The following is an 18,509-nucleotide window of genomic DNA, read 5'->3' on the forward strand; positions in this document are numbered from 1 at the left end:
GGCGGCATGACTTCCGAAGAATCCACCGCCGACCGCTACCGCAGGCTCGCTGCCACACTCACGATGCGGATCGACGCTGTGCCCTCGGACAGGTGGGACATCGCCTCGACCTGCGACGGATGGAGCCTCCGTGACGTCGTGCGCCACATCCTCGACACCCAACGCGGCGCTCTGGCACCCGTCGGGCTGACCATCCCCGACGGTCCCACCGTCGATGAAGACCCGGTCGCCGCGTGGGCGCATACCCGGGACGCGATGCAGGACATTCTCGACGATCCGGCCCGAGCAAATCTGGAATACGACGGGCATTTCGGACGCACCGACTTGGCATCGTCGATTCGGTCGTTCTACAGCCTCGACCTGATCGTGCATGCCTGGGACATCGCCCACCCGGCTGGGTTGGACGACACCATTGCCGACGACGACCTCGATTTCGTCGAGGCATTCATCGCCGAGATGGGCGACAACATCCGGATGGACGGGGTCTGCGGACCCGCGGCGGAGGTCCCGGCCGACGCCGACCGGCAGACGAAGGTCCTGGCCCAGTTGGGTCGAACGGTCTGACCCTGCTGCATCACCGCCGGACGAAAAGCGCACGCACGGGCTCGACCTGCCCGTGCGTGCGCAATTCTCGTCTCGCTGCACTTACCGCGCGGACCAGCCGCCGTCCATCGTGTAGGACGCACCCGTGACCATGCCTGCGTCAGCGGAGGCCAACCACCCGACGAGCGATCCGACTTCCTCGGGCTCGACGAGTCGCTTGATCGCACTCTCGGTAAGCATGACCTTCTCGAGCACCTCATCCTCGCCGATCCCGTGGGCCGCCGCTTGATCCTTGATCTGCTTCTCCACCAACGGCGTTCGCACATAGCCGGGGTTGACGCAGTTGCTGGTCACGCCGTACTTGCCACCTTCGAGAGCAGTCACCTTCGACAGACCTTCGAGGGCATGTTTCGCGGTCACGTACGCAACCTTGTACTCAGATGCTCGAAGACCGTGCACGGACGACAGATTGATGACCCTGCCGAACCCGCGGGCGTACATCCCCGGCAAAGTCGCGCGAATCAACAGGAACGGGGCCTCCACCATCAGCGTCTGAATCCGACGAAACGCAGCCGGCTCGAAATCGACTATCGGAGCGACGGTCTGAATTCCTGCGTTGTTGACCAGGATATCGACATCGAGCGTCACGTCCTCCAACGCCGAGACGTCGAGTAGATCCACTGCCCAAGCGTCACCGCGCAATTCCGATGCCAACTCCTTGGCCGCCACCTCGTCGACGTCGGCGATCGTGACCTTCGCGCCGCGAGAAGCCAACTGGCGGGCGCATGCGGCACCGATTCCCGACGCCCCGCCCGTCACGAGCGCGGAGCGCCCCGCCAGATCGGTCACTTCAGGCCGGCCTTCGCCAGTTCCGCCTCGGTGGCGAGGTTCTTGGCGTCGGCGATGTCGATGCTTTCGAGCGCCAATCCCTTCGTCTCACGGGCGATGACGACTGCAACCACGGTGATGGAGCAGGCGCCTGCGAGGTACCAGGCGATCGGAACCGACGATCCGTAGATGTCGAGCAGCTTCACCGCGATGATCGGAGCGAGCGAACCGGCGACGATCGAGGTGACCTGATAGCCAAGGGACACACCGGAATACCGCATGCGCGTCGGGAACATCTCTGCCATGATCGCCGGCTGAGTGGCGTACATGAAGGCATGGAACAGCAGGCCGATGATGATGGCCAGCATGATCACGACGTTGTGGCCGCTGTTCATCATCGGGAACGCGAAGAAGCCCCACGTTGCTGCCGTGACGGCACCGACGAAGTACACCGGACGACGACCGACACGGTCGGCAAGCCTGCCCACCATCGGAATTGCGCAGAAGTGGATAGCGTGGGCGATGAGCATCCACCACAGGATGGTCGAGGTGTCGGTGCCGACCTCCACCTTCAGGTACGTGATAGAGAAGGTGACGACGAGGTAGTACATGACGTTCTCACCGAAACGCAGCCCCATGGCCGTGAAGACGCCACGCGGGTAGCGCTTGACGACCTCGAACACACCGTACGACGCTGCCTTGATGACCTCGGCCTGCTTGTGCGCCTCGAGGAAGATCGGGGCGTCGGAGACCTTGGTGCGGATGTAGTAGCCGACGAACACGATGACCGCGGACATCCAGAACGCGACGCGCCAACCCCAGCTCAGGAAGGCCTCGTCGGACAGGGTTATCGTCAAGACCAACAACGCGACGGTCGCCAACAGGTTGCCTGCGGGGACGCCGGCCTGCGGCCAGCTGGCCCAGAAGCCTCGACTCTTGTTCGGACTGTGTTCTGCGACAAGGAGAACCGCGCCTCCCCATTCGCCACCGACGGCGAATCCCTGAATGAACCGCAGGGTCACCAGCAGGGCGGGTGCCCAGTAGCCGATTGCCTCGAAGGTCGGCAGACAGCCCATGAGGAAGGTGGCGCCACCAACGAGAACAAGACTGAACTGCAGCAACTTCTTTCGACCGTACTTGTCACCGTAGTGACCGAATACGATGCCGCCCAACGGTCGTGCGACGAAGCCGACGGCGTAGGTGACGAATGCGGCCAGGATGGCGTCGAGCTCGCTTGTTCCGGCGGCGAAGAAGATCTTGGAGAACACCAGTGTCGCGGCGGTTCCGTAGAGAAAGAACTCGTACCACTCGACGATGGTGCCTGCCATCGAGGCACCGACGACCTTCTTGAGGCCTGAGGGTGTCGCATCGGGGTCCGGTTCGGACCGTCCTGCCAGCGGCTGATCGACGCTCATTGATTCTCCTGTGTTACTCGGCACTTCAGGTTCGTTGTTGTGACAGACCGCACATTGGCGGGTTGTCCTGAGTATTGGTGCAGATCTTTGTCGACGCAAGAGCCATGAACGCAGATCAGATCTGCAAAAATGCAGACATGACCCTCGGTGGCGTGAAGACCCCCAGTGCAGACGACCTACTGGTGCTACTCGCTGTGAGCCGAACCGGTCGCTACAGTTCCGCGGCCGACGACCTGGGGATCAACCACACGACCATTTCCCGACGCATCGCCGCGCTCGAGGACACGCTCGGCGGGCGAGTGCTGACGCGGGCCGGTGGAGGCTGGGAGCTCACACAGTTGGGCCGCGGCGCGTTGACCGCGGCCGAGGCAGTCGAGGACGCCTTGCGCACGCTGGTCTCGACCGATGCCGGTGCGCTGGAGGGTGTGGTGCGCATTTCGGCGACCGACGGCTTCAGCGCCTACATCGCCGCACCGGCAGCAGCGCGGGTGCAGCGAACGCATCCTCGGGTGTCGGTGGAGATCGTCGCCGTCACCCGGCGTGCGTCGCAGCAGCGATCGGGCTTGGACATCGAGATCGTCGTCGGCCAACCGCAGGTGCACCGCGCCGAGGCGATCCGACTCGGTGACTATCGCCTCGGCCTGTACGCATCTCGGACCTACCTGGACGAACACGGAACGCCACAGATCCCGGCCGACCTGTCCTCGCACCCGTTCATCTACTTCATCGACTCGATGCTGCACGTCGACGATCTCGATCTGGCACCCAACTTCACCCCGACGATGCGCGAATCGGTGACCTCGACCAACGTATTCGTCCACGTCGAGGCCACCAGAGCGTCTGCGGGTATCGGACTGCTTCCGTGCTTCATGGCCGACCGCCACCCCGACCTACAACGAATTCTGCCCGACGCCATCGCGGTGCGATTGACCTACTGGCTCGTCACCCGCAGCGAGACACTGCGACGGCCGGAGGTATCGGCGGTGGTCGAGGCAATTCGCGCGGTAGTCGACGCGCAGCGCTCGGCGCTGTTAGGCGAGAACTGACGATCAGCCGCCCTGGACGTCGTCCATGTTGCCGGCTCCCGGGGTTCCGGCATCGAGGCCGTAGCGCAGGTACACGGTGCCTGTGCCGCCGACGGCCGGTGGCTCGAGCAACGTCAGGTTGCTGGGCACGGTGCCGTCGGCGAACACTTTCTTTCCCACTCCGAGAAGGATGGGATGCACCCACAGATCGAGTCGATCGAAGAGCTTCTCCCGCAACAGAGTCTGAACCAGATCGAGGCTTCCGACCACCTTGATGTGGTCGTGTAGATCTCGGATCTCACGCACCGCAACGACCAGGTCCGGTCCGAGTTGGGTCGAACCGTCCCACAGCAGATCGGGTGTGCCGCGCGAGGCCACGTATTTGGGTATCGCGTTGAACAACGTCGCGAACGAATCATTTCGGTTCGGCCAGTACCCGGCGAAGATGTCGTAGGTTCGCCGTCCGAGCAGGAGCGCATCCGTGCCCTCGTATGCGGCGGCAACTTGCGCCCCGGAGACCTGGTCGAGCAGAGGAGCCTGCCAACCACCGTAGGGGAAGTTCTCGGGATCTTCCTCGGGGCTTCCGGGTGATTGCGCGACGAGGTCGAGGGTGGCGAAAAGCTCCAACGTGATGAGGCCCATGAGGGCTCCTGGTTCGATAGGTGTTCGGTGTGGTGGCGCGAGCTAGCCGGGGTGGCTGCCCGTGCGGTCCTACAGATCGCCTACCGCAGTGAGCACTGTTGGGCACCGGGAACGGAAACCGTCTGTGTCGTCATGCTCGATTGGACCTCGGTCAGAGCGAAAACTCACCGGGGAGTGTCGCCTGGCCGTACTCAGACGAAGGCAACGGCGGCGAGCGCCGTTCATCGACTCGGCTCTGCTGGGCGCGAGGACCGTCCCGACGCGGACCTGGATGTCGACGACGGCAACGACTCCCCGGTCCGCGCGATGTCGCCCGAGCAGCAACTAGCCACCTCGACGCCGGACGTGTGGGCGTGGCGGTTGGCATTCCTAGTGCCCCGGTGACGTCGCTCGTGCTCACATCACTCAGCTACGAAAAGGACAGTTTGCAACGCCAACATCTAGTCGGTCGTGGCGAGCCCAGATCCCAGCTTGTGGCGAGCGCGGCGACCGCCAGTCAGGCACCGCCCACCATCCAAACCCCCAACGAGCGTGAAACTAAGCTGCTCCCATGCCCGCCGGACGCTTCGCTCCCAGTCCCTCGGGCGACTTGCATCTCGGGAATCTGCGCACCGGATTGTTGGCCTGGCTGTTCGCCCGCTCCACCGGCCGTCGGTTCGTGATGCGCGTCGAAGACCTCGATCGCGTGAAACCCGGATCCGAGCAACGCCAACTCGACGACCTGGCCGCCATCGGGCTCGACTGGGACGGGCCCATCATGCGGCAATCCGAGCGTCGGGAGGTCTACGACGCCACGATTCGCACGCTCACCGCAGCGGGGATGACCTACGAGTGTTTCTGCACGCGTCGGGAAATACTGCAGGCCGCATCCGCGCCGCACGCGCCCGACGGCGCATACCCAGGAACCTGCCGTGACCTCACCGCCGAACAGAAGGCCAAAAAGAACCGCCCACCGGCCATCCGATTGCGTTCGCAGGTAACCGAATTCACCATCGTCGATCAGTTGCACGGCCTGTTCCGAGGCCAGGTCGACGACTTCGTCCTCCGCCGATCCGACGGCGTCCCCGCCTACAACCTGGCCGTCGTCGTCGACGATGGTGCACAAGGCGTCGACCAGATCGTGAGAGGCGACGACCTGCTCACCTCGGCGCCGCGGCAGGGCTACCTCGCTCAGCTCCTCGGCCTCACCCCCGCCACCTACGTCCATGTGCCCCTCGCTCTGAACGTCCAAGGGAAGCGTCTGGCCAAACGTGACGGCGCTGTGACGCTGCGCGAACGACCCGACGCATGGGCGCTCATTACCGCCTCTCTCGGTATGCCCGATGCGAAGAACGCCGAGGAACTGCTCGAGCACTGGAGGCCGACGCAGGTGCCCCGTGATCCGTGGGTGTTCGACCCCTCGAATCTCTGACCTGCTCACCGATCGAGATCACGTTGCAATGCGACAGGACACACTGTGCTCGCGCTCGCCCTGTTCGGCCTCAACATCGTCGGTGCGATCCTGCTCGGCCTCGGTCTGCTGGTGACCATTCCGGTCACGATCATCGCCGGGACCTACGCCTACCGCGTCACCGTGGGCGGCCGCGTCGCCTGATCGGCAATCCGCCTCGATGGGCGCGCGTCCCTCGCGGAATTCGCGCCCATCGTCGTCTCGGTGCTTGGATCGAGCGGTGACTACTACCGAACACACCGCCCCCGACGGCGGCACAGAGTCTGGGCAGGCCACGTTCGCCCACATCAGCCGGGGTTACTACCCCACCATCGTCGCGCTGTTCGTCGCGACGCTGCTGATCTCGAATGTGGCCGCCAGCAAAGGTGTCGCCTTCTTCGCCTCGTCCGACGTCATGCTCGGACCGCTACAAATCCTGCCCATCAACACCGACGGCGCGTTCTTCCTCTTCCCTCTCGCCTACATCCTCGGCGACGTGCTCAGCGAGGTCTACGGCTTCAAGGCCACGCGCCGCGCGATCTACCTGGGCTTCGGCTCGATCATTCTCGCCGCAGCGTGCTTCTGGATCACCATCGAGCTGCCGTCCGCGGGTTTCTACGAAAACCAAGAGTCCCTCGAGACCGTCCTCGGCGTCGTCCCTCGGCTGGTTCTCGCCGGTCTCGCCGGGTACTTCGTGGGGCAGATGCTCAATTCGCTCGTCCTCGTCGCCATCAAGGAACGGACCAAGGAAAAGCACCTCTGGGCCCGACTGATCGGCTCGACGATCGTCGGCGAATTCTTCGACACCCTCATCTTCTGCTCCATCGCCGCAGGCGTCATCGGCATCACGACGTGGGCTGACTTCGTCAACTACGTCATCGTCGGGTTCGTGTGGAAAACGCTCGTCGAGGTGCTGGTCATGCCGATCACGTACAGGGTCATCTCGTACATCAAGAAGCGCGAGCCCTCGTACCAGGAGTCCGTCTAGGGACTTATTGACCGAATGTCTCATTCGGTCTCGTCCCCGGCCTCTCGCGCAGGTTCCAGCCCACGCGCAAGTTGCAACTTGCGCGTGGGCTGGAACCTGCGCAGCCAGGTCCGCAGCCCAGCAGTCCGCCCGCGGCTCCGCCGCCAGTGGCGCGATTAAGCGCACGCCAACGCACTCAACCGTGCCACTACGACCAAGTCGTTATCGATTGAGCCATTGACAAATGGCACGATCAGCATGAGTCTAATTGCATGACTCCGTCCTACAACGCTCGCGCGGTCGTCACCGGCGCCGGCAGCGGCATCGGCCGCGCGTTCGCCCTCGAATTGGCCCGCCGAGGAGGCGAGGTGATCTGCGCGGACATCTCCCTCCCCCGAGCCGAGGACACCGTCGCGCTCATCACCGCCACCGGCGGCACTGCCCACCCCGTCGTCTGCGACGTTGCGCTGCGCGAACAGGTCGAGGACCTCGCACTGTTCGCCGAATTGACCTTCGGCAGAGCGCCCACCCTCGTCGTCAACAACGCGGGCGTCGGCATCGGCGGTAAGCCGGTCGGCGAGATCGGCTTCGAGGACTGGAACTGGGCCCTGGGTATCAACCTCTGGGGTGTCGTGCACGGGTGTGAAACCTTCGCCCCGGTCATGAAAGCCGCAGGCGAGGGGGGCTTCATCAACGTCGCGTCGGCTGCAGGGTTCGCCGCCGCTCCCCTCATGGCGCCCTACAACGTGAGCAAAGCCGGCGTCATGTCCCTGTCCGAGACCATGGCTGCCGAGCTCTCCGGCACCGGCCTGAGAGTCACAGTGTTGTGCCCGACATTCGTCAAAACCAATGTCGCAGTCGACGGCCGAATTACCGAAACAGGTACGAAGCTGGCCGAAACTCTCATGCGCAAGACGGGTTTCACACCGGAGAAGATCGCCGTGGACACCCTGAACAAGTACGACCGAGGACGCCTCTACGTCGTCCCGCAGATCGACGCAAAGCTCGTGTGGCGCCTCAAACGCGTCGCACCAGCGCTGTACACCAGAGTGCTCGGGCTACTGGGACGCCTCGCACCGCAGGAAACCACCGAAAAGGTAGGAGTCTGACATGGCATTCGATTTCGACGAGATGCTCGTCAAGATCAAGGACAAGCAGTGGGCACTGGCCGACATCGACTGGGATGCACCGGGTTCCGAGACAATCGGCCCTGAGCTGTGGACCAAGCTCAAGCCCTTCATGTCCGATCTGATGTGGATAGAGAACGTCGGTGCGCGCGGCTTCGCGGCCATGGCACAGAAGGCCCCAACCGACACCCTCAAGGAGATCTACACCTACTTCCATGCGGAGGAGCAGAAGCATGCCAATGCCGAACTCGCCCTGATGCGCAGGTGGGGAATGCTCGACGGTGACGAGATCCCGCAGCCCAACGTCAATGTCAAGCTCGTGATCGACTGGCTCGACAAGTATTCGGACCAGACCTCACTCGCGGTGCTGGGCACCGTCATCCCGATGCTCGAGGTCGCGCTCGACGGCGCATTGGTGAAATTCATCGTCGACGAGATCGACGACCCGGTCTGTCAGGAGGTCTTCAAGAGAATCAACTCCGACGAATCACGGCATCTCGCAGTTGATTTCCAGGTCATCGAACTTCTCGGTCACGCGAAGATGCGCAAGATCATCGTCGAGACCGTCGGCGCCTGGATGAACCCGTCGTTGATCATCGGCACATTGCGTTACATCCCGTTGCTCAACAAGATGCGCGACAACATCGTCGCGATGGGCGTCGACGAAGAACGTCTCTACACAGCGATGCGACGGTTCAAGAAGGTCGGCGAGCGAAGCGAATACCCCAAACGCCTGCCGATGTTCCGGTTCATCAGTTGGCACTCGGGCGTCGTCATCAACAGGGCACATCCGTACCACAAGTTCGCCGACGCCCTGGTCAGGGTCACCGCCAGGTACCCGAAGAGGCTGCTACGACCCCAGCCGACCTGGTCCAAGGAACTCACCTACGAGCCCGTCGCATGAGCGAGCCACTGTCAGTAGCCATCATCGGTGGCGGCTTCGCCGGTATCGGCGCCGCAATCCGTTTGAAGCAGAAGCGAATCGACTGCATCGCCATCTTCGAGCGTGGACGTGAGCCGGGCGGAACGTGGCGAGACAATACCTATCCCGGCGCGGCATGCGACATCCCGTCGCGGCTGTATTCGTACAGCTTCGCGCCGAACCCTGATTGGTCACATACATATTCGGGCAGCGCTGAGATCTTGCAGTACATCGAACGGATGGTCGACGACTTCGGTCTCCGCCCGCTGTTCAACTTCGGTCACAACGTATCCGGTGTGCGCTGGGACGAGAACGCATCGGTGTGGGAGATATCGTTCGACGGCCATCCTCCGGTGCGAGCCCGCGCCGTCGTCATGGCGTCGGGACCTCTTGCGAACGTGAGCTTCCCGTCGATCCGTGGCCTCGACACCTACGAGGGCCACAAGATTCACAGTGCGCGTTGGGATCACGACTACGACTTCACCGACAAGAAGGTCGCCGTCGTCGGGACCGGGGCCTCGGGAGTACAGATCGTGCCGGAACTGGTGAAGGTGGCCCGGTCCGTCAAGGTCTACCAGCGCACCCCCGGATGGGCGTTGCCACGCACCAACTTCGCAACACGGCAGGCCACCAAGGACGTCTATCGCCGCTTCCCCGCCACCCAGTCCCTCGCCCGCAACGCCTGGTTCTGGGGCCACGAATCGGTCGCACTCGGTGTGGTGTGGAATTCGCCGCTGACTCGCGTCGTGGAAGCCGTCGGGAAACTGCATCTACGACGCCAGGTCAAGGACCCCTGGTTACGACGTCAACTCACCCCGGATTTCAGGGCCGGCTGCAAGCGTCTGCTGATGACCAGTGACTTCTACCCGGCTCTGCAGAAGGACAATTGCACGCTCGTGACCTGGCCCATTGCGCGGATCTCACCAAAGGGAATTCGAACGGTGGAAGGAATCGAGCACCAGGCCGACGTCATCGTGTTCGCGACGGGATTCGACGTGTCGAAGACCGGCACACCGGTCCCGATTTCCGGTCGCGATGGCCGCATCCTCGCGGACGAATGGAGTACAGGCGCACGGGCCTACAAGTCCATCGCTGTCTCCGGCTACCCGAACATGTACTTCACCTTCGGACCCAATTCGGGGCCGGGACACAGCTCGGCGTTGGTCTACATGGAGGCGCAAATCGACTATCTCGTTGACGCCATCTCCTACGCGTTGGCTCGAAACTCCATCCTCGATGTCCGTGAGGACCGCCAGCGCGAGTACAACGTCGATCTACAACGACGCTTGCAGAAGACGACCTGGAATTCCGGGTGTTCGAGTTGGTATCTCACCGAAGACGGGTTCAACGCGACGATGTTCCCCGGCTTCGCCAGCCAGTACGTCGGCCAATTGAAGTCGGTGGATTACGACGACTACACCACCAGCGAGTACCGGCCGGCCGAGCAGATCGAGTTGACCGCTACCGTATAGCGACAGGGGCGTGCCGGCGGAAGGAAATCTCGGTGGAGTATCGGATCGACGATCTTGCCCATGCCGCCGGCACGACCACCCGCAACGTGCGCGCCTACCGCGAACGCGGACTGCTACCTCCGCCCGAAAAGCGCGGACGCATCGGGATCTACGACGACGTTCATCTGGCGAGGCTACGGCTCATCGACCTACTTCTGCAGCGTGGTTTCACTACCTCGCATATCAGCGACTTCATCACCGGCTGGGAGAACGGCAAGGATCTGGCCGAAGTACTCGGCCTCCAGAACGCCGTCACCCAGCAGTGGTCCAACGACGAGGTCGTCGAAATTCCGCTGGGCATGGTCAACGAATTCCTGGGCGACAGTGACCAATTGACCGGCAGTGACCAGTTGACGAGATTGCAGGCGCTAGGCCTCGCCCGCGTCGACGGTGATACCTGCATCTTCACCGATCCGAAACTGCTCAGCGGCTTCTCGTCGTTGGCCGAGTACGGTTTCACCATCGGGCAACTCATCGATGTTCACGAGCGAATCCACGCTGCGGTGGACGGTATTGCAAAAGATATGATCGGCACCGCGAAGAACCACATCGTCGATCTACACGGCGAAGGCTGGTTGCCCGGCGACGACGAGGTCGGCGCAACCACGGACATGCTCGTGAAGATGCGTGAACTCGCGGTCCACTCCGTCACCGCGATCCTCGCCCGCACCCTCGACGAGAACCTGCAGAACGAACTCGGCGACTACCTCACGACCGCTTTGCAGAATAGAAGCGACCGAGAAACTCGTCCTTGAATTCGTGGAAACTGTTCTGCTGGATCGACTCTCGGATGTCGTCGACCAGCTTCACGGTGAAACGTTCGTTGTGAATGGTGCACAGTGTCGACGCCAGCATTTCCTTGGCCTTGAACAAGTGATGGATGTACGCCCTGGTGTAGTGAGCACACGTGTAGCAGTCGCAGTTCTCGTCGATCGGAGTGAAGTCGCGTCGATGCTTCGCGGTGTTGATGTTGAACCGTCCGGTGGGGACGTAGATCGCCGCATTGCGGGCCACTCGGGAGGGATTGACGCAGTCGAAGGTGTCTGCGCCGTTCTCGATAGCGGTGAAGAAGTCGTCGGGCTCGCTGATGCCGAGCATGTGTCGCGGTTTGTGTTCCGGCAGTTCCTCGTTCACCCAGCGGGTGATCGTGCCGAGGTTCTGCTTCTCGAGAGCTCCGCCGATGCCGTAGCCGTCGAAACCTCGCCCGGTCTCACCGGTGATGGTCTCCAGATCGTGCGCGGCCTTGCGTCGTAGATCCTCGTACTGAGCGCCCTGCACCACGCCGAACAGTGCCTGATACGGCTTCCCGACGCGTTCGGCGGTCAATCTTTCGTGCTCGAGGACGCACCTTTGTGCCCATGCCTGTGTCCGGTCCACCGACATCTCCTGGTAGCCACGGGTGTTCATCAGAGTCGTCAGCTCGTCGAACGCAAACATGATGTCGGCGCCCAGCTGGTGCTGAATCTGCATCGACACCTCGGGTGTGAACCGGTGACTGGACCCGTCGAGATGCGATTTGAATGTGACCCCGTCGTCGTCGACGTGCGCGAGCCGCTCCTTGCCTTCGGCGATGACGTCGTCGGACTCGACTCGGGTGGCGTCCATGGAGATGACTTTCTTGAATCCGACGCCGAGCGACATGACCTGGAAGCCGCCGCTGTCGGTGAACGTCGGGCCGTTCCAGTTCATGAATTTCCCGAGACCGCCTGCCTCGTCCACGATGTCGGACCCGGGCTGCAGGTAGAGGTGGTAGGCGTTGGCGAGCACAGCCTGTGCGCCGAGTTCCTTCATCGCCTCGGGCAAGACCGCTTTGACCGTCGCCTTGGTGCCGACGGCAATGAACGCTGGAGTCGCGATGTCGCCGTGCGGGGTGTGGATCGTCCCGGTGCGGCCGAGTCGGTCGTCGAGCCGGGTGTCGATGCTGAAGAAGGGGTCGTTCGGAGCGCTCACTGTGTAGACCCTAGGCGCTCCGCGCCAGTGGCACGAATAGGTGCACCCCAATGCACTTAACCGTGCCACTGGCGGCGGAGCCGCCCGTGCCACTGGCGGCGGAGCCAGCCCCTAACTGAACTGCGAGGAGTACAACCGGTGATATGCCCCGCCCGCACCGACGAGCGAGTCGTGGTCACCCTGCTCCACGATCTGCCCGTCCTCCATGACGACGATGAGATCGGCGTCGCGGATGGTCGAGAGTCGGTGGGCGATGACGAAGCTGGTCCGATCGCTGCGCAGAGCAGCCGTAGCCTTCTGAACGAGCAGTTCGGTGCGCGTGTCCACGGAGCTGGTCGCCTCGTCGAGGATCAGGATCAGTGGCTTGGCGAGGAATGCGCGTGCGATCGTGATGAGCTGCTTCTCACCTGCGCTGACGTTGTTGCCTTCCTCGTCGATCACTGTGTCGTATCCGTCGGGCAACGAGTGCACGAACTTGTCGACATAGCTGACCCGGGCAGCCTCGAGGATCTCTTCCTCGCTCGCGTTCGGGTCCCCGTAGGCGATGTTGTCGCGGATGGTGCCACCGAACAGCCAGGTGTCCTGCAGGACCATGCCGGTCTGCTCGCGCAACTCGTCGCGTGTCATGTCTCGCGTCTCGACACCGTCGACGGTGATGCGTCCGGCATCGATGTCGTAGAACCGCATGATCAGGTTCACGAGCGTCGTCTTGCCGGCGCCTGTCGGACCGACGATGGCAACGAGGTTTCCGGGTTCGGCGACGAGTGAGAGGTTCTCGATGAGCGGCTGGTCCTCGCGGTACCGGAAGGACACGTTCTCGAAGGCCACACGACCGAGGTGCTTCTCCGCAACAGCGGGCACGGGAGGATCCGGTTCCTCGTCATCGGCGTCGAGCAGCGCGAAGATACGTTCGGCCGACGCAACGCCGGACTGCACGAGGTTCACCATCGACCCGACCTGCGTGAGCGGCTGAGTGAACTGACGCGAGTACTGGATGAACGCCTGGACCTCACCGAGGCTCAGGGTTCCCGACGCCACCCGCAGGCCACCGACGACCGCGATGATCACGTAGTTGATGTTTCCGAGAAACATGATGGCGGGCATGATCATTCCGGAGATGAACTGCGCGCGATAGCTCGATTCGAACAGCTTGTCGTTGCGATCGCCGAATTCGCGCTCGACCTCGGCCTGACGACCGAACGCCTTGACCAGTTCGTGGCCCGTGTAGGTCTCTTCGATCAGTCCGTTGAGCTTTCCGGTGTGCTTCCACTGGTTGACGAAGTGCGGTTGGGAACGCTTGGCGATCACCGCAGTGACGAGAAACGACAACGGGACCGTCAGCACTGCGACGAGTGCGAGCAACGGGGAAATCCAGATCATCATGCCCAGAATGCCCAGCACCGTGAGCACTGCGGTGATCAACTGACTCAACGTCTGCTGCAAACTGGTCGAGACGTTGTCGACGTCGTTGGTCACACGGCTCAGAAGTTCACCGCGAGTGTGCGAATCGAAGTACTTCAGCGGCAGCCGATGCACCTTGCGCTCGACGCTGTCGCGGAGGTTGCGGATGGTGCGTTGCAGTGCGATGTTCAGGATGTATCCCTGCGACCAGGCCAACGCCGCCGACACCAGATAGAGCACCAAGACGAACAGCAGAACGTTTCCGACGGCCGAGAAGTCGATCCCCACGCCCGGTGTGACATCCATCCCGGACACCATGTCGGCGTAGGTCCCTTGGCCCTCGGACCGGAGCTGTCCGACGGCTTGCTCCTTCGAAATTCCCGACGGCAGCTGCCCTCCGACGACGCCGTTGAAGATCAGGTTGGTGGCATGCCCAAGGATGTTCGGTGCGGCTACGGACAGCACGACGCTCGCGATCGCGAACACGAGCATCATGCCGAGCAGGACCTTCTCGGGCCTGAGCAGCCCGAGTAGGCGCTTCATCGACGGCTTGAAGTTGAGCGCCTTCGTACCCGGCGCTCCGACGGCAGGTGCCGCACCCGGTCCAGGGCGCGTCATGACGCCGCCACTGCGTGCTGCGAGTCGACGATCTCCGCGTACGTCGGGCATGTTTCGATCAGCTCGCTGTGGGTTCCGAGGCCGACCGGTTTACCGTCGTCGAGTACCAGAATCTGATCGGCATCGACGATGGTCGAGACACGTTGTGCAACAACGATCATGCAGGCATCTTTCATGACCGGCTTCAGCGCGGCCCGTAGTTTCGAGTCGGTGGTGAGGTCGAGAGCGGAGAACGAGTCGTCGAAGAGGTAGATGCTCGGGCGTCGCACCAGCGCGCGCGCTATCGCCAGTCGTTGTCGCTGGCCGCCGGACACAGTCGTACCGCCCTGAGCGACTTCGGTTTCCAATCCCTCGGGCATCTTGCGGACGAAGTCTGCGCCCTGTGCGATCTCGAGCGCTTCCCACAGTTCGTCGTCGGTGGCGTCGGCCTTGCCGTAGCGAAGGTTGGAGCCGACAGTTCCGGAGAACAGAAACGGCTTCTGCGGAATCAATCCGATGTGGCTACGGAGAGTGTCGATGTCGAGATCCCGGATATCGGTTCCGCCGACGAGCACCTGACCGGCGGTGACGTCGATGAGTCGCGGAATCAGATTGACGAGGGTCGACTTTCCGGATCCGGTACCACCGATGATCGCGGTGACTTTTCCTGGCTCGGCGCGGAGATTCACGCCGCACAGGACGGGGAACTCGGCACCGGGAAAGGAGAATTCGGCATTCCGCAGTTCGACGATTCCCGGATCGGTCGCGAACTGCTCAGGATTGCTCGGCAGAGTCACCGACGATTCGGTCGAGAGGACCTCGCTGATTCGGTCGGCACAGACGGATGCTCGTGGAACCATCATGGCGATGAACGACGCCATCATCACCGACATCAAAATCAGCATGATGTAGCTCAGCAGCGCGGTGAGGGCGCCGATTTCCATCGTGCCGTCGTTGATCGCGTGTCCACCGAACCAGATGACGGCGACGCTGGTCACGTTGGAAATCATCATGACCGTCGGGAACATCAACGCCATCAGCCGGCCCACCCGCAGGGCCGCCTCGGTGAGAGAGTCGTTGGCAACGGCGAATCGGTCGATTTCGTTCCGCTCGCGCACGAAGGCGCGCACGACTCTGATTCCGGTGATCTGCTCACGCAGAACGCGGTTCACCGCATCGATCCGAACCTGCATGGATCGGAATCCGGGAACCATTCGCATGACGATGAGGCCCATCGAGATCGCCAGGCCAGGTACTGCGATCAACAGAATCCAGGACAGGCCGAGGTCTTCGCGCAGGGCCATGACGACGCCACCGATGCACATGATCGGTGCCATCACGACGATGGTGAATCCCATGACGATCAGGAGCTGAACCTGTTGAACGTCGTTGGTGTTGCGCGTGATCAACGACGGTGCGCCGAATTGTCCGACTTCCCGCGCAGAGAACGTCCCGACGCGGTGCAGGATGGCTTTGCGTAGGTCGCGGCCTGCGCCCATCGCAGCTTTGGCTCCGATCAGAACCGCCGCCACGGAGCACACGATCTGCACCAACGACACCAACAGCATCCAGCCGCCGGTCGTCAGAATGTAGTTCGTGTCTCCGCGGGTGACACCATTGTCGATGATGTCCGCATTCAGACTCGGTAGATACAGTGCGGCGGCGGTGGCCACGAACTGCAACGCGACGAGTACGGCGATCGCGCGCTTGTACGGGGCCAGATAAGTCTTGAGCAGCGGGATCAGCATGATGGCCGAAGATTACTCGTACACATGGGTAACAGTCTCCACAATTTGTCGGGCATACGAGATCTCCGGCCATCAGCGGCAGGTCAAGCCTGCGCAGTAGCGTCCTCGCGGTGCTTCGGTTGCGACTTCTGTAGCTTCGCGCCTTCGATGTCGACATCGGGAAGGATCTTGTCCAGCCACTTCGGCAACCACCAGGCCTTGTCGCCGAGTAGAGCCATCACCGACGGGATGATGACCATGCGGACGATGAAGGCGTCGAAGAACACGGCCGCAGCCAACGCGAATCCGATCGACTTGATGAACGAGTCGGGCTCGGCCATGAATGCCGCGAACACGGAGATCATGATGACCGCAGCGGACGTCACGACGCGTGCGCCGTACTTGAAGCCGTTCACGACTGCGTCCTTGGCGGCAGCGCCGTGCACGTACTCCTCACGCATTCGCGATACCAGGAAGACCTGGTAATCCATCGCGAGACCGAAGACGACGCCGATGAGGAAGATCGGCATGAAGCTGACGATCGGCTGCGGATTGCTGATCAGTCCGAGTCCACCTTCCTGGAAGATGAACACGGTCGCACCGAACGTGGCGAGCACGCTGAGCAGGAAGCCGATCGTCGCCGTCAAGGGCACGAGAATCGATCGGAACACCAGCATCAGCAGTACGAACGCCAGTCCGACAACGACGGCCAGGTACGGCACGAGCGCGTCCTGCAGTCGCTCGGACACGTCGAGTTCGAGCGCAGTCTGGCCCGTCACGCCGTACGAGACGCCAGTGCTTTCTTTGACGCCGGACTCCGCGGCCCGCATGTTGGCAACGAGGTCTTTGGTGTCCTGACTGTTGGGACCACTGGACGGTGTGACGAGGATCTGCGCGGTGTCACCGGCTTCGTTGACAGCGATGATCTGCGCGTTGGCGACGTCGTCTTGTTCGTAGATCGCGTCGACGACCTGGCCGAACGCTGCGGTGCGATCGGCGTCGGCCACATCGGTGGCGTCGGCGATCGTCAGCAGCGGTCCGCTCTTGCCCGGCCCGAAGCCTTCCTGTTCGAGGTCGTAGGCCTTGCGAACGGACGTCGACGGGTCCGACGTGGCGATACTCGGCAGCGCGAGCGACAGGCCGGTCGTCGGGCCTGCGATGACACCGAGAAGCACGATGCCGCCGATGAGGCCGATCGCTGGACGCTTGACCAAGAACCGCGCCCACCGCAGACCGTTGGTCGGCGCCGCGTTCGGATCCTCGGGGTCGGTGGTGTTGACGAATTTGAGCTTGCCGGCGAACGCCTTGCCCTTGTAGAGGCCGAGCATCGCAGGCAGGAACGTCAATGCGATGAGAACAGCAATCAGCACAGCGAAGCCTGCTGCCAAGCCCATCTGCGACAGGAACGGAATCCCGACGACGCGGAGCGCGACGAGTGCAATCAGCACGGTTGCGCCCGCGAATACGACGGCCGAACCTGCGGTTCCGACGGACCGAGCGACCGCTTCCTCGCGGTCATCGGTGAGCGTCAGCTCGTGTCGATATCGAGCAAGAATGAACAGTGAATAGTCGATCGCGACGGCCAGGCCGATCATCACCGCGAGGACGGGTGTGAACGTCGAGAGGTCGAAGAAGCCGGACGCGGTGGTGATGGCGAGGCTACTGATGCCGATTCCGACGATCGCGGTGATCAGCGGAAGGCTCGCTGCGGCCGCAGATCCGAACATGATCAACAGAACGATCGCAGCCACGGCCAACCCGACGAGCTCAGATGTGCCACCGGGTGGAGCGGCGTCCTGCGCAACGCTTCCGCCGAGTTCGACGGTAAGACCCGCGTCGCGAGCCGGTTGAGCCGCATCGTCGAGGGACGTGCGCAGCGCATCGGTGACGTCGGCGGCCTCGACGGAAATGGGCACGCTCACAGTACCGATGTTGCCGTTCGGGCTCAGGGGCGAGAGCGCTGCAGCGTTCGCGGCGGCGACGTCGGGCGCCGTGCCGTCTTCTTCGGCGAGCTTGTTGTACTGATCGACGATGGCCGTGTTGCCTGCAACCGGATTGGCAAGCGGCTTCTGGCCATCGGGCTTCACCGATGGTGAGACGTCGGGAATCTTGTCGATCTCGGCGATGGTGGCGTCGATCGCCGCGGTGTACGCGGGTGTGTCCAGGCTCTGGCCGTCAGGGGCGGCGAACACGTAGTTGGCCGAGACCGCGGTGAGCGGGTCCTCGGCGTTGCCGAATCGTTCGCTCTGCAGGTCGAGCGCCGACTGCGCGGGCGTCCCCGGAATGTTGAAAGAGTTGGCCGTCGGGCCGGAGAGCGTCGCCGCACCCACACCTGCCAGGACCAGGATTGCCAGCCACAGGGCTAGGACGATGCCTTTTCGCCGGAAGGCGAACTTTCCGATTCGATACAAATAGGTGGCCACTG

Annotated in this window: 17 protein-coding genes; 10 read left to right on the plus strand and 7 right to left on the minus strand. The window is 62.7% G+C overall.

What is annotated here, in order from left to right:
* Positions 1–6 precede the first annotated feature (6 nt).
* On the plus strand, positions 7–564 hold the full coding sequence (locus tag WDS16_RS20005) for a TIGR03086 family metal-binding protein (RefSeq protein ID WP_338887102.1): 558 nt from the start codon (positions 7–9) through the stop codon (positions 562–564).
* An 81-nt stretch (positions 565–645) separates the two neighbouring features.
* Here the strand turns inward: WDS16_RS20005 and WDS16_RS20010 are convergent, their stop codons facing one another.
* The gene (locus WDS16_RS20010) at positions 646–1,392 is read right to left on the minus strand and encodes a 3-hydroxybutyrate dehydrogenase (protein ID WP_338887104.1); all 747 of its coding nucleotides are present in this window, start codon (positions 1,390–1,392) and stop codon (positions 646–648) included.
* Entirely contained in the window at positions 1,389–2,786 is a 1,398-nt protein-coding gene (locus tag WDS16_RS20015) for an MFS transporter (protein ID WP_338887106.1), read from the minus strand. The genes WDS16_RS20010 and WDS16_RS20015 overlap by 4 nt, the downstream gene beginning before the upstream one ends.
* Before the next feature lie 104 nt (positions 2,787–2,890).
* Between WDS16_RS20015 and WDS16_RS20020 the strand changes: the two genes are divergently transcribed.
* Positions 2,891–3,832, plus strand: coding sequence for a LysR family transcriptional regulator (locus WDS16_RS20020; RefSeq protein WP_338887108.1), 942 nt, complete (start codon positions 2,891–2,893; stop codon positions 3,830–3,832).
* Between the two features lie 3 nt (positions 3,833–3,835).
* Here WDS16_RS20020 and WDS16_RS20025 read toward each other — a convergent pair whose 3' ends face one another.
* Positions 3,836–4,453 carry a dihydrofolate reductase family protein gene (locus WDS16_RS20025; protein ID WP_338887110.1) on the minus strand — a complete coding sequence of 206 codons (618 nt, stop codon included), beginning with the start codon at positions 4,451–4,453 and terminating at the stop codon, positions 3,836–3,838.
* Between the two features lie 27 nt (positions 4,454–4,480).
* On the opposite strand from WDS16_RS20025, the gene WDS16_RS20030 reads away from it, so the two are divergent.
* The 8 genes from WDS16_RS20030 (at position 4,481) to WDS16_RS20065 (ending at position 11,164) form a co-directional block, all read left to right on the plus strand.
* Positions 4,481–4,837 (plus strand): hypothetical protein, encoded by a 357-nt coding sequence (locus WDS16_RS20030; RefSeq protein WP_338887111.1) that lies wholly within the window; start codon positions 4,481–4,483, stop codon positions 4,835–4,837.
* A 166-nt stretch (positions 4,838–5,003) separates the two neighbouring features.
* Positions 5,004–5,864, plus strand: coding sequence for a tRNA glutamyl-Q(34) synthetase GluQRS (gene gluQRS, locus WDS16_RS20035; protein WP_338887112.1), 861 nt, complete (start codon positions 5,004–5,006; stop codon positions 5,862–5,864).
* A gap of 45 nt (positions 5,865–5,909) precedes the next feature.
* Positions 5,910–6,047, plus strand: coding sequence for a hypothetical protein (locus tag WDS16_RS20040; protein ID WP_338887113.1), 138 nt, complete (start codon positions 5,910–5,912; stop codon positions 6,045–6,047).
* 76 nt (positions 6,048–6,123) lie between these two features.
* Positions 6,124–6,870: a queuosine precursor transporter gene (locus WDS16_RS20045; RefSeq protein WP_338887114.1), complete on the plus strand. Its 747-nt coding sequence runs from the start codon at positions 6,124–6,126 to the stop codon at positions 6,868–6,870.
* 251 nt (positions 6,871–7,121) lie between these two features.
* Positions 7,122–7,958 (plus strand): SDR family NAD(P)-dependent oxidoreductase, encoded by an 837-nt coding sequence (locus WDS16_RS20050; RefSeq protein WP_338887116.1) that lies wholly within the window; start codon positions 7,122–7,124, stop codon positions 7,956–7,958.
* Position 7,959: 1 nt separating this feature from the next.
* Positions 7,960–8,880 carry a ferritin-like domain-containing protein gene (locus tag WDS16_RS20055; RefSeq protein WP_338887117.1) on the plus strand — a complete coding sequence of 307 codons (921 nt, stop codon included), beginning with the start codon at positions 7,960–7,962 and terminating at the stop codon, positions 8,878–8,880.
* On the plus strand, positions 8,877–10,370 hold the full coding sequence (locus tag WDS16_RS20060; RefSeq protein ID WP_338887118.1) for an NAD(P)/FAD-dependent oxidoreductase: 1,494 nt from the start codon (positions 8,877–8,879) through the stop codon (positions 10,368–10,370). Before WDS16_RS20055 ends, WDS16_RS20060 begins: the two co-directional genes overlap by 4 nt.
* A 32-nt stretch (positions 10,371–10,402) precedes the next feature.
* Positions 10,403–11,164, plus strand: a complete 762-nt coding sequence (locus WDS16_RS20065; RefSeq protein WP_338887120.1) for a MerR family transcriptional regulator — start codon at positions 10,403–10,405, stop codon at positions 11,162–11,164.
* Here the strand turns inward: WDS16_RS20065 and tgt are convergent.
* From tgt to WDS16_RS20085, 4 genes are all read right to left on the minus strand, one after another.
* Positions 11,118–12,359, minus strand: coding sequence for a tRNA guanosine(34) transglycosylase Tgt (tgt, locus tag WDS16_RS20070; protein WP_338887121.1), 1,242 nt, complete (start codon positions 12,357–12,359; stop codon positions 11,118–11,120). The genes WDS16_RS20065 and tgt overlap by 47 nt on opposite strands.
* 111 nt (positions 12,360–12,470) lie before the next feature.
* Positions 12,471–14,378, minus strand: coding sequence for an ABC transporter ATP-binding protein (locus WDS16_RS20075; protein WP_338893547.1), 1,908 nt, complete (start codon positions 14,376–14,378; stop codon positions 12,471–12,473).
* Positions 14,375–16,105, minus strand: a complete 1,731-nt coding sequence (locus WDS16_RS20080; protein ID WP_338887123.1) for an ABC transporter ATP-binding protein — start codon at positions 16,103–16,105, stop codon at positions 14,375–14,377. The genes WDS16_RS20075 and WDS16_RS20080 overlap by 4 nt, the downstream gene beginning before the upstream one ends.
* An 83-nt stretch (positions 16,106–16,188) precedes the next feature.
* A complete protein-coding gene (locus tag WDS16_RS20085) occupies positions 16,189–18,507 on the minus strand; it encodes an MMPL family transporter (protein ID WP_338887124.1) in 2,319 nt (772 codons plus the stop codon).
* Positions 18,508–18,509 lie beyond the last annotated feature (2 nt).

The sequence above is a fragment of the Rhodococcus sovatensis genome (genome assembly GCF_037327425.1).
In the GTDB taxonomy this organism is placed as follows: Bacteria; Actinomycetota; Actinomycetes; order Mycobacteriales; family Mycobacteriaceae; genus Rhodococcoides; species Rhodococcoides sovatense.

Bases quoted from the DNA above. Each gene is read 5' to 3' on its own strand.
- WDS16_RS20020 (WP_338887108.1), top strand. From the start codon at position 2,891: ATGAACGCAGATCAGATCTGCAAAAATGCAGACATGACCCTCGGTGGC.
- WDS16_RS20060 (WP_338887118.1), top strand. From the start codon at position 8,877: ATGAGCGAGCCACTGTCAGTAGCCATCATCGGTGGCGGCTTCGCCGGT.
- WDS16_RS20075 (WP_338893547.1), bottom strand. From the start codon at position 14,378: ATGACGCGCCCTGGACCGGGTGCGGCACCTGCCGTCGGAGCGCCGGGT.
- WDS16_RS20050 (WP_338887116.1), top strand. From the start codon at position 7,122: ATGACTCCGTCCTACAACGCTCGCGCGGTCGTCACCGGCGCCGGCAGC.
- WDS16_RS20015 (WP_338887106.1), bottom strand. From the start codon at position 2,786: ATGAGCGTCGATCAGCCGCTGGCAGGACGGTCCGAACCGGACCCCGAT.
- gluQRS (WP_338887112.1), top strand. From the start codon at position 5,004: ATGCCCGCCGGACGCTTCGCTCCCAGTCCCTCGGGCGACTTGCATCTC.
- WDS16_RS20055 (WP_338887117.1), top strand. From the start codon at position 7,960: ATGGCATTCGATTTCGACGAGATGCTCGTCAAGATCAAGGACAAGCAG.
- WDS16_RS20005 (WP_338887102.1), top strand. From the start codon at position 7: ATGACTTCCGAAGAATCCACCGCCGACCGCTACCGCAGGCTCGCTGCC.
- WDS16_RS20025 (WP_338887110.1), bottom strand. From the start codon at position 4,453: ATGGGCCTCATCACGTTGGAGCTTTTCGCCACCCTCGACCTCGTCGCG.
- WDS16_RS20080 (WP_338887123.1), bottom strand. From the start codon at position 16,105: ATGCTGATCCCGCTGCTCAAGACTTATCTGGCCCCGTACAAGCGCGCG.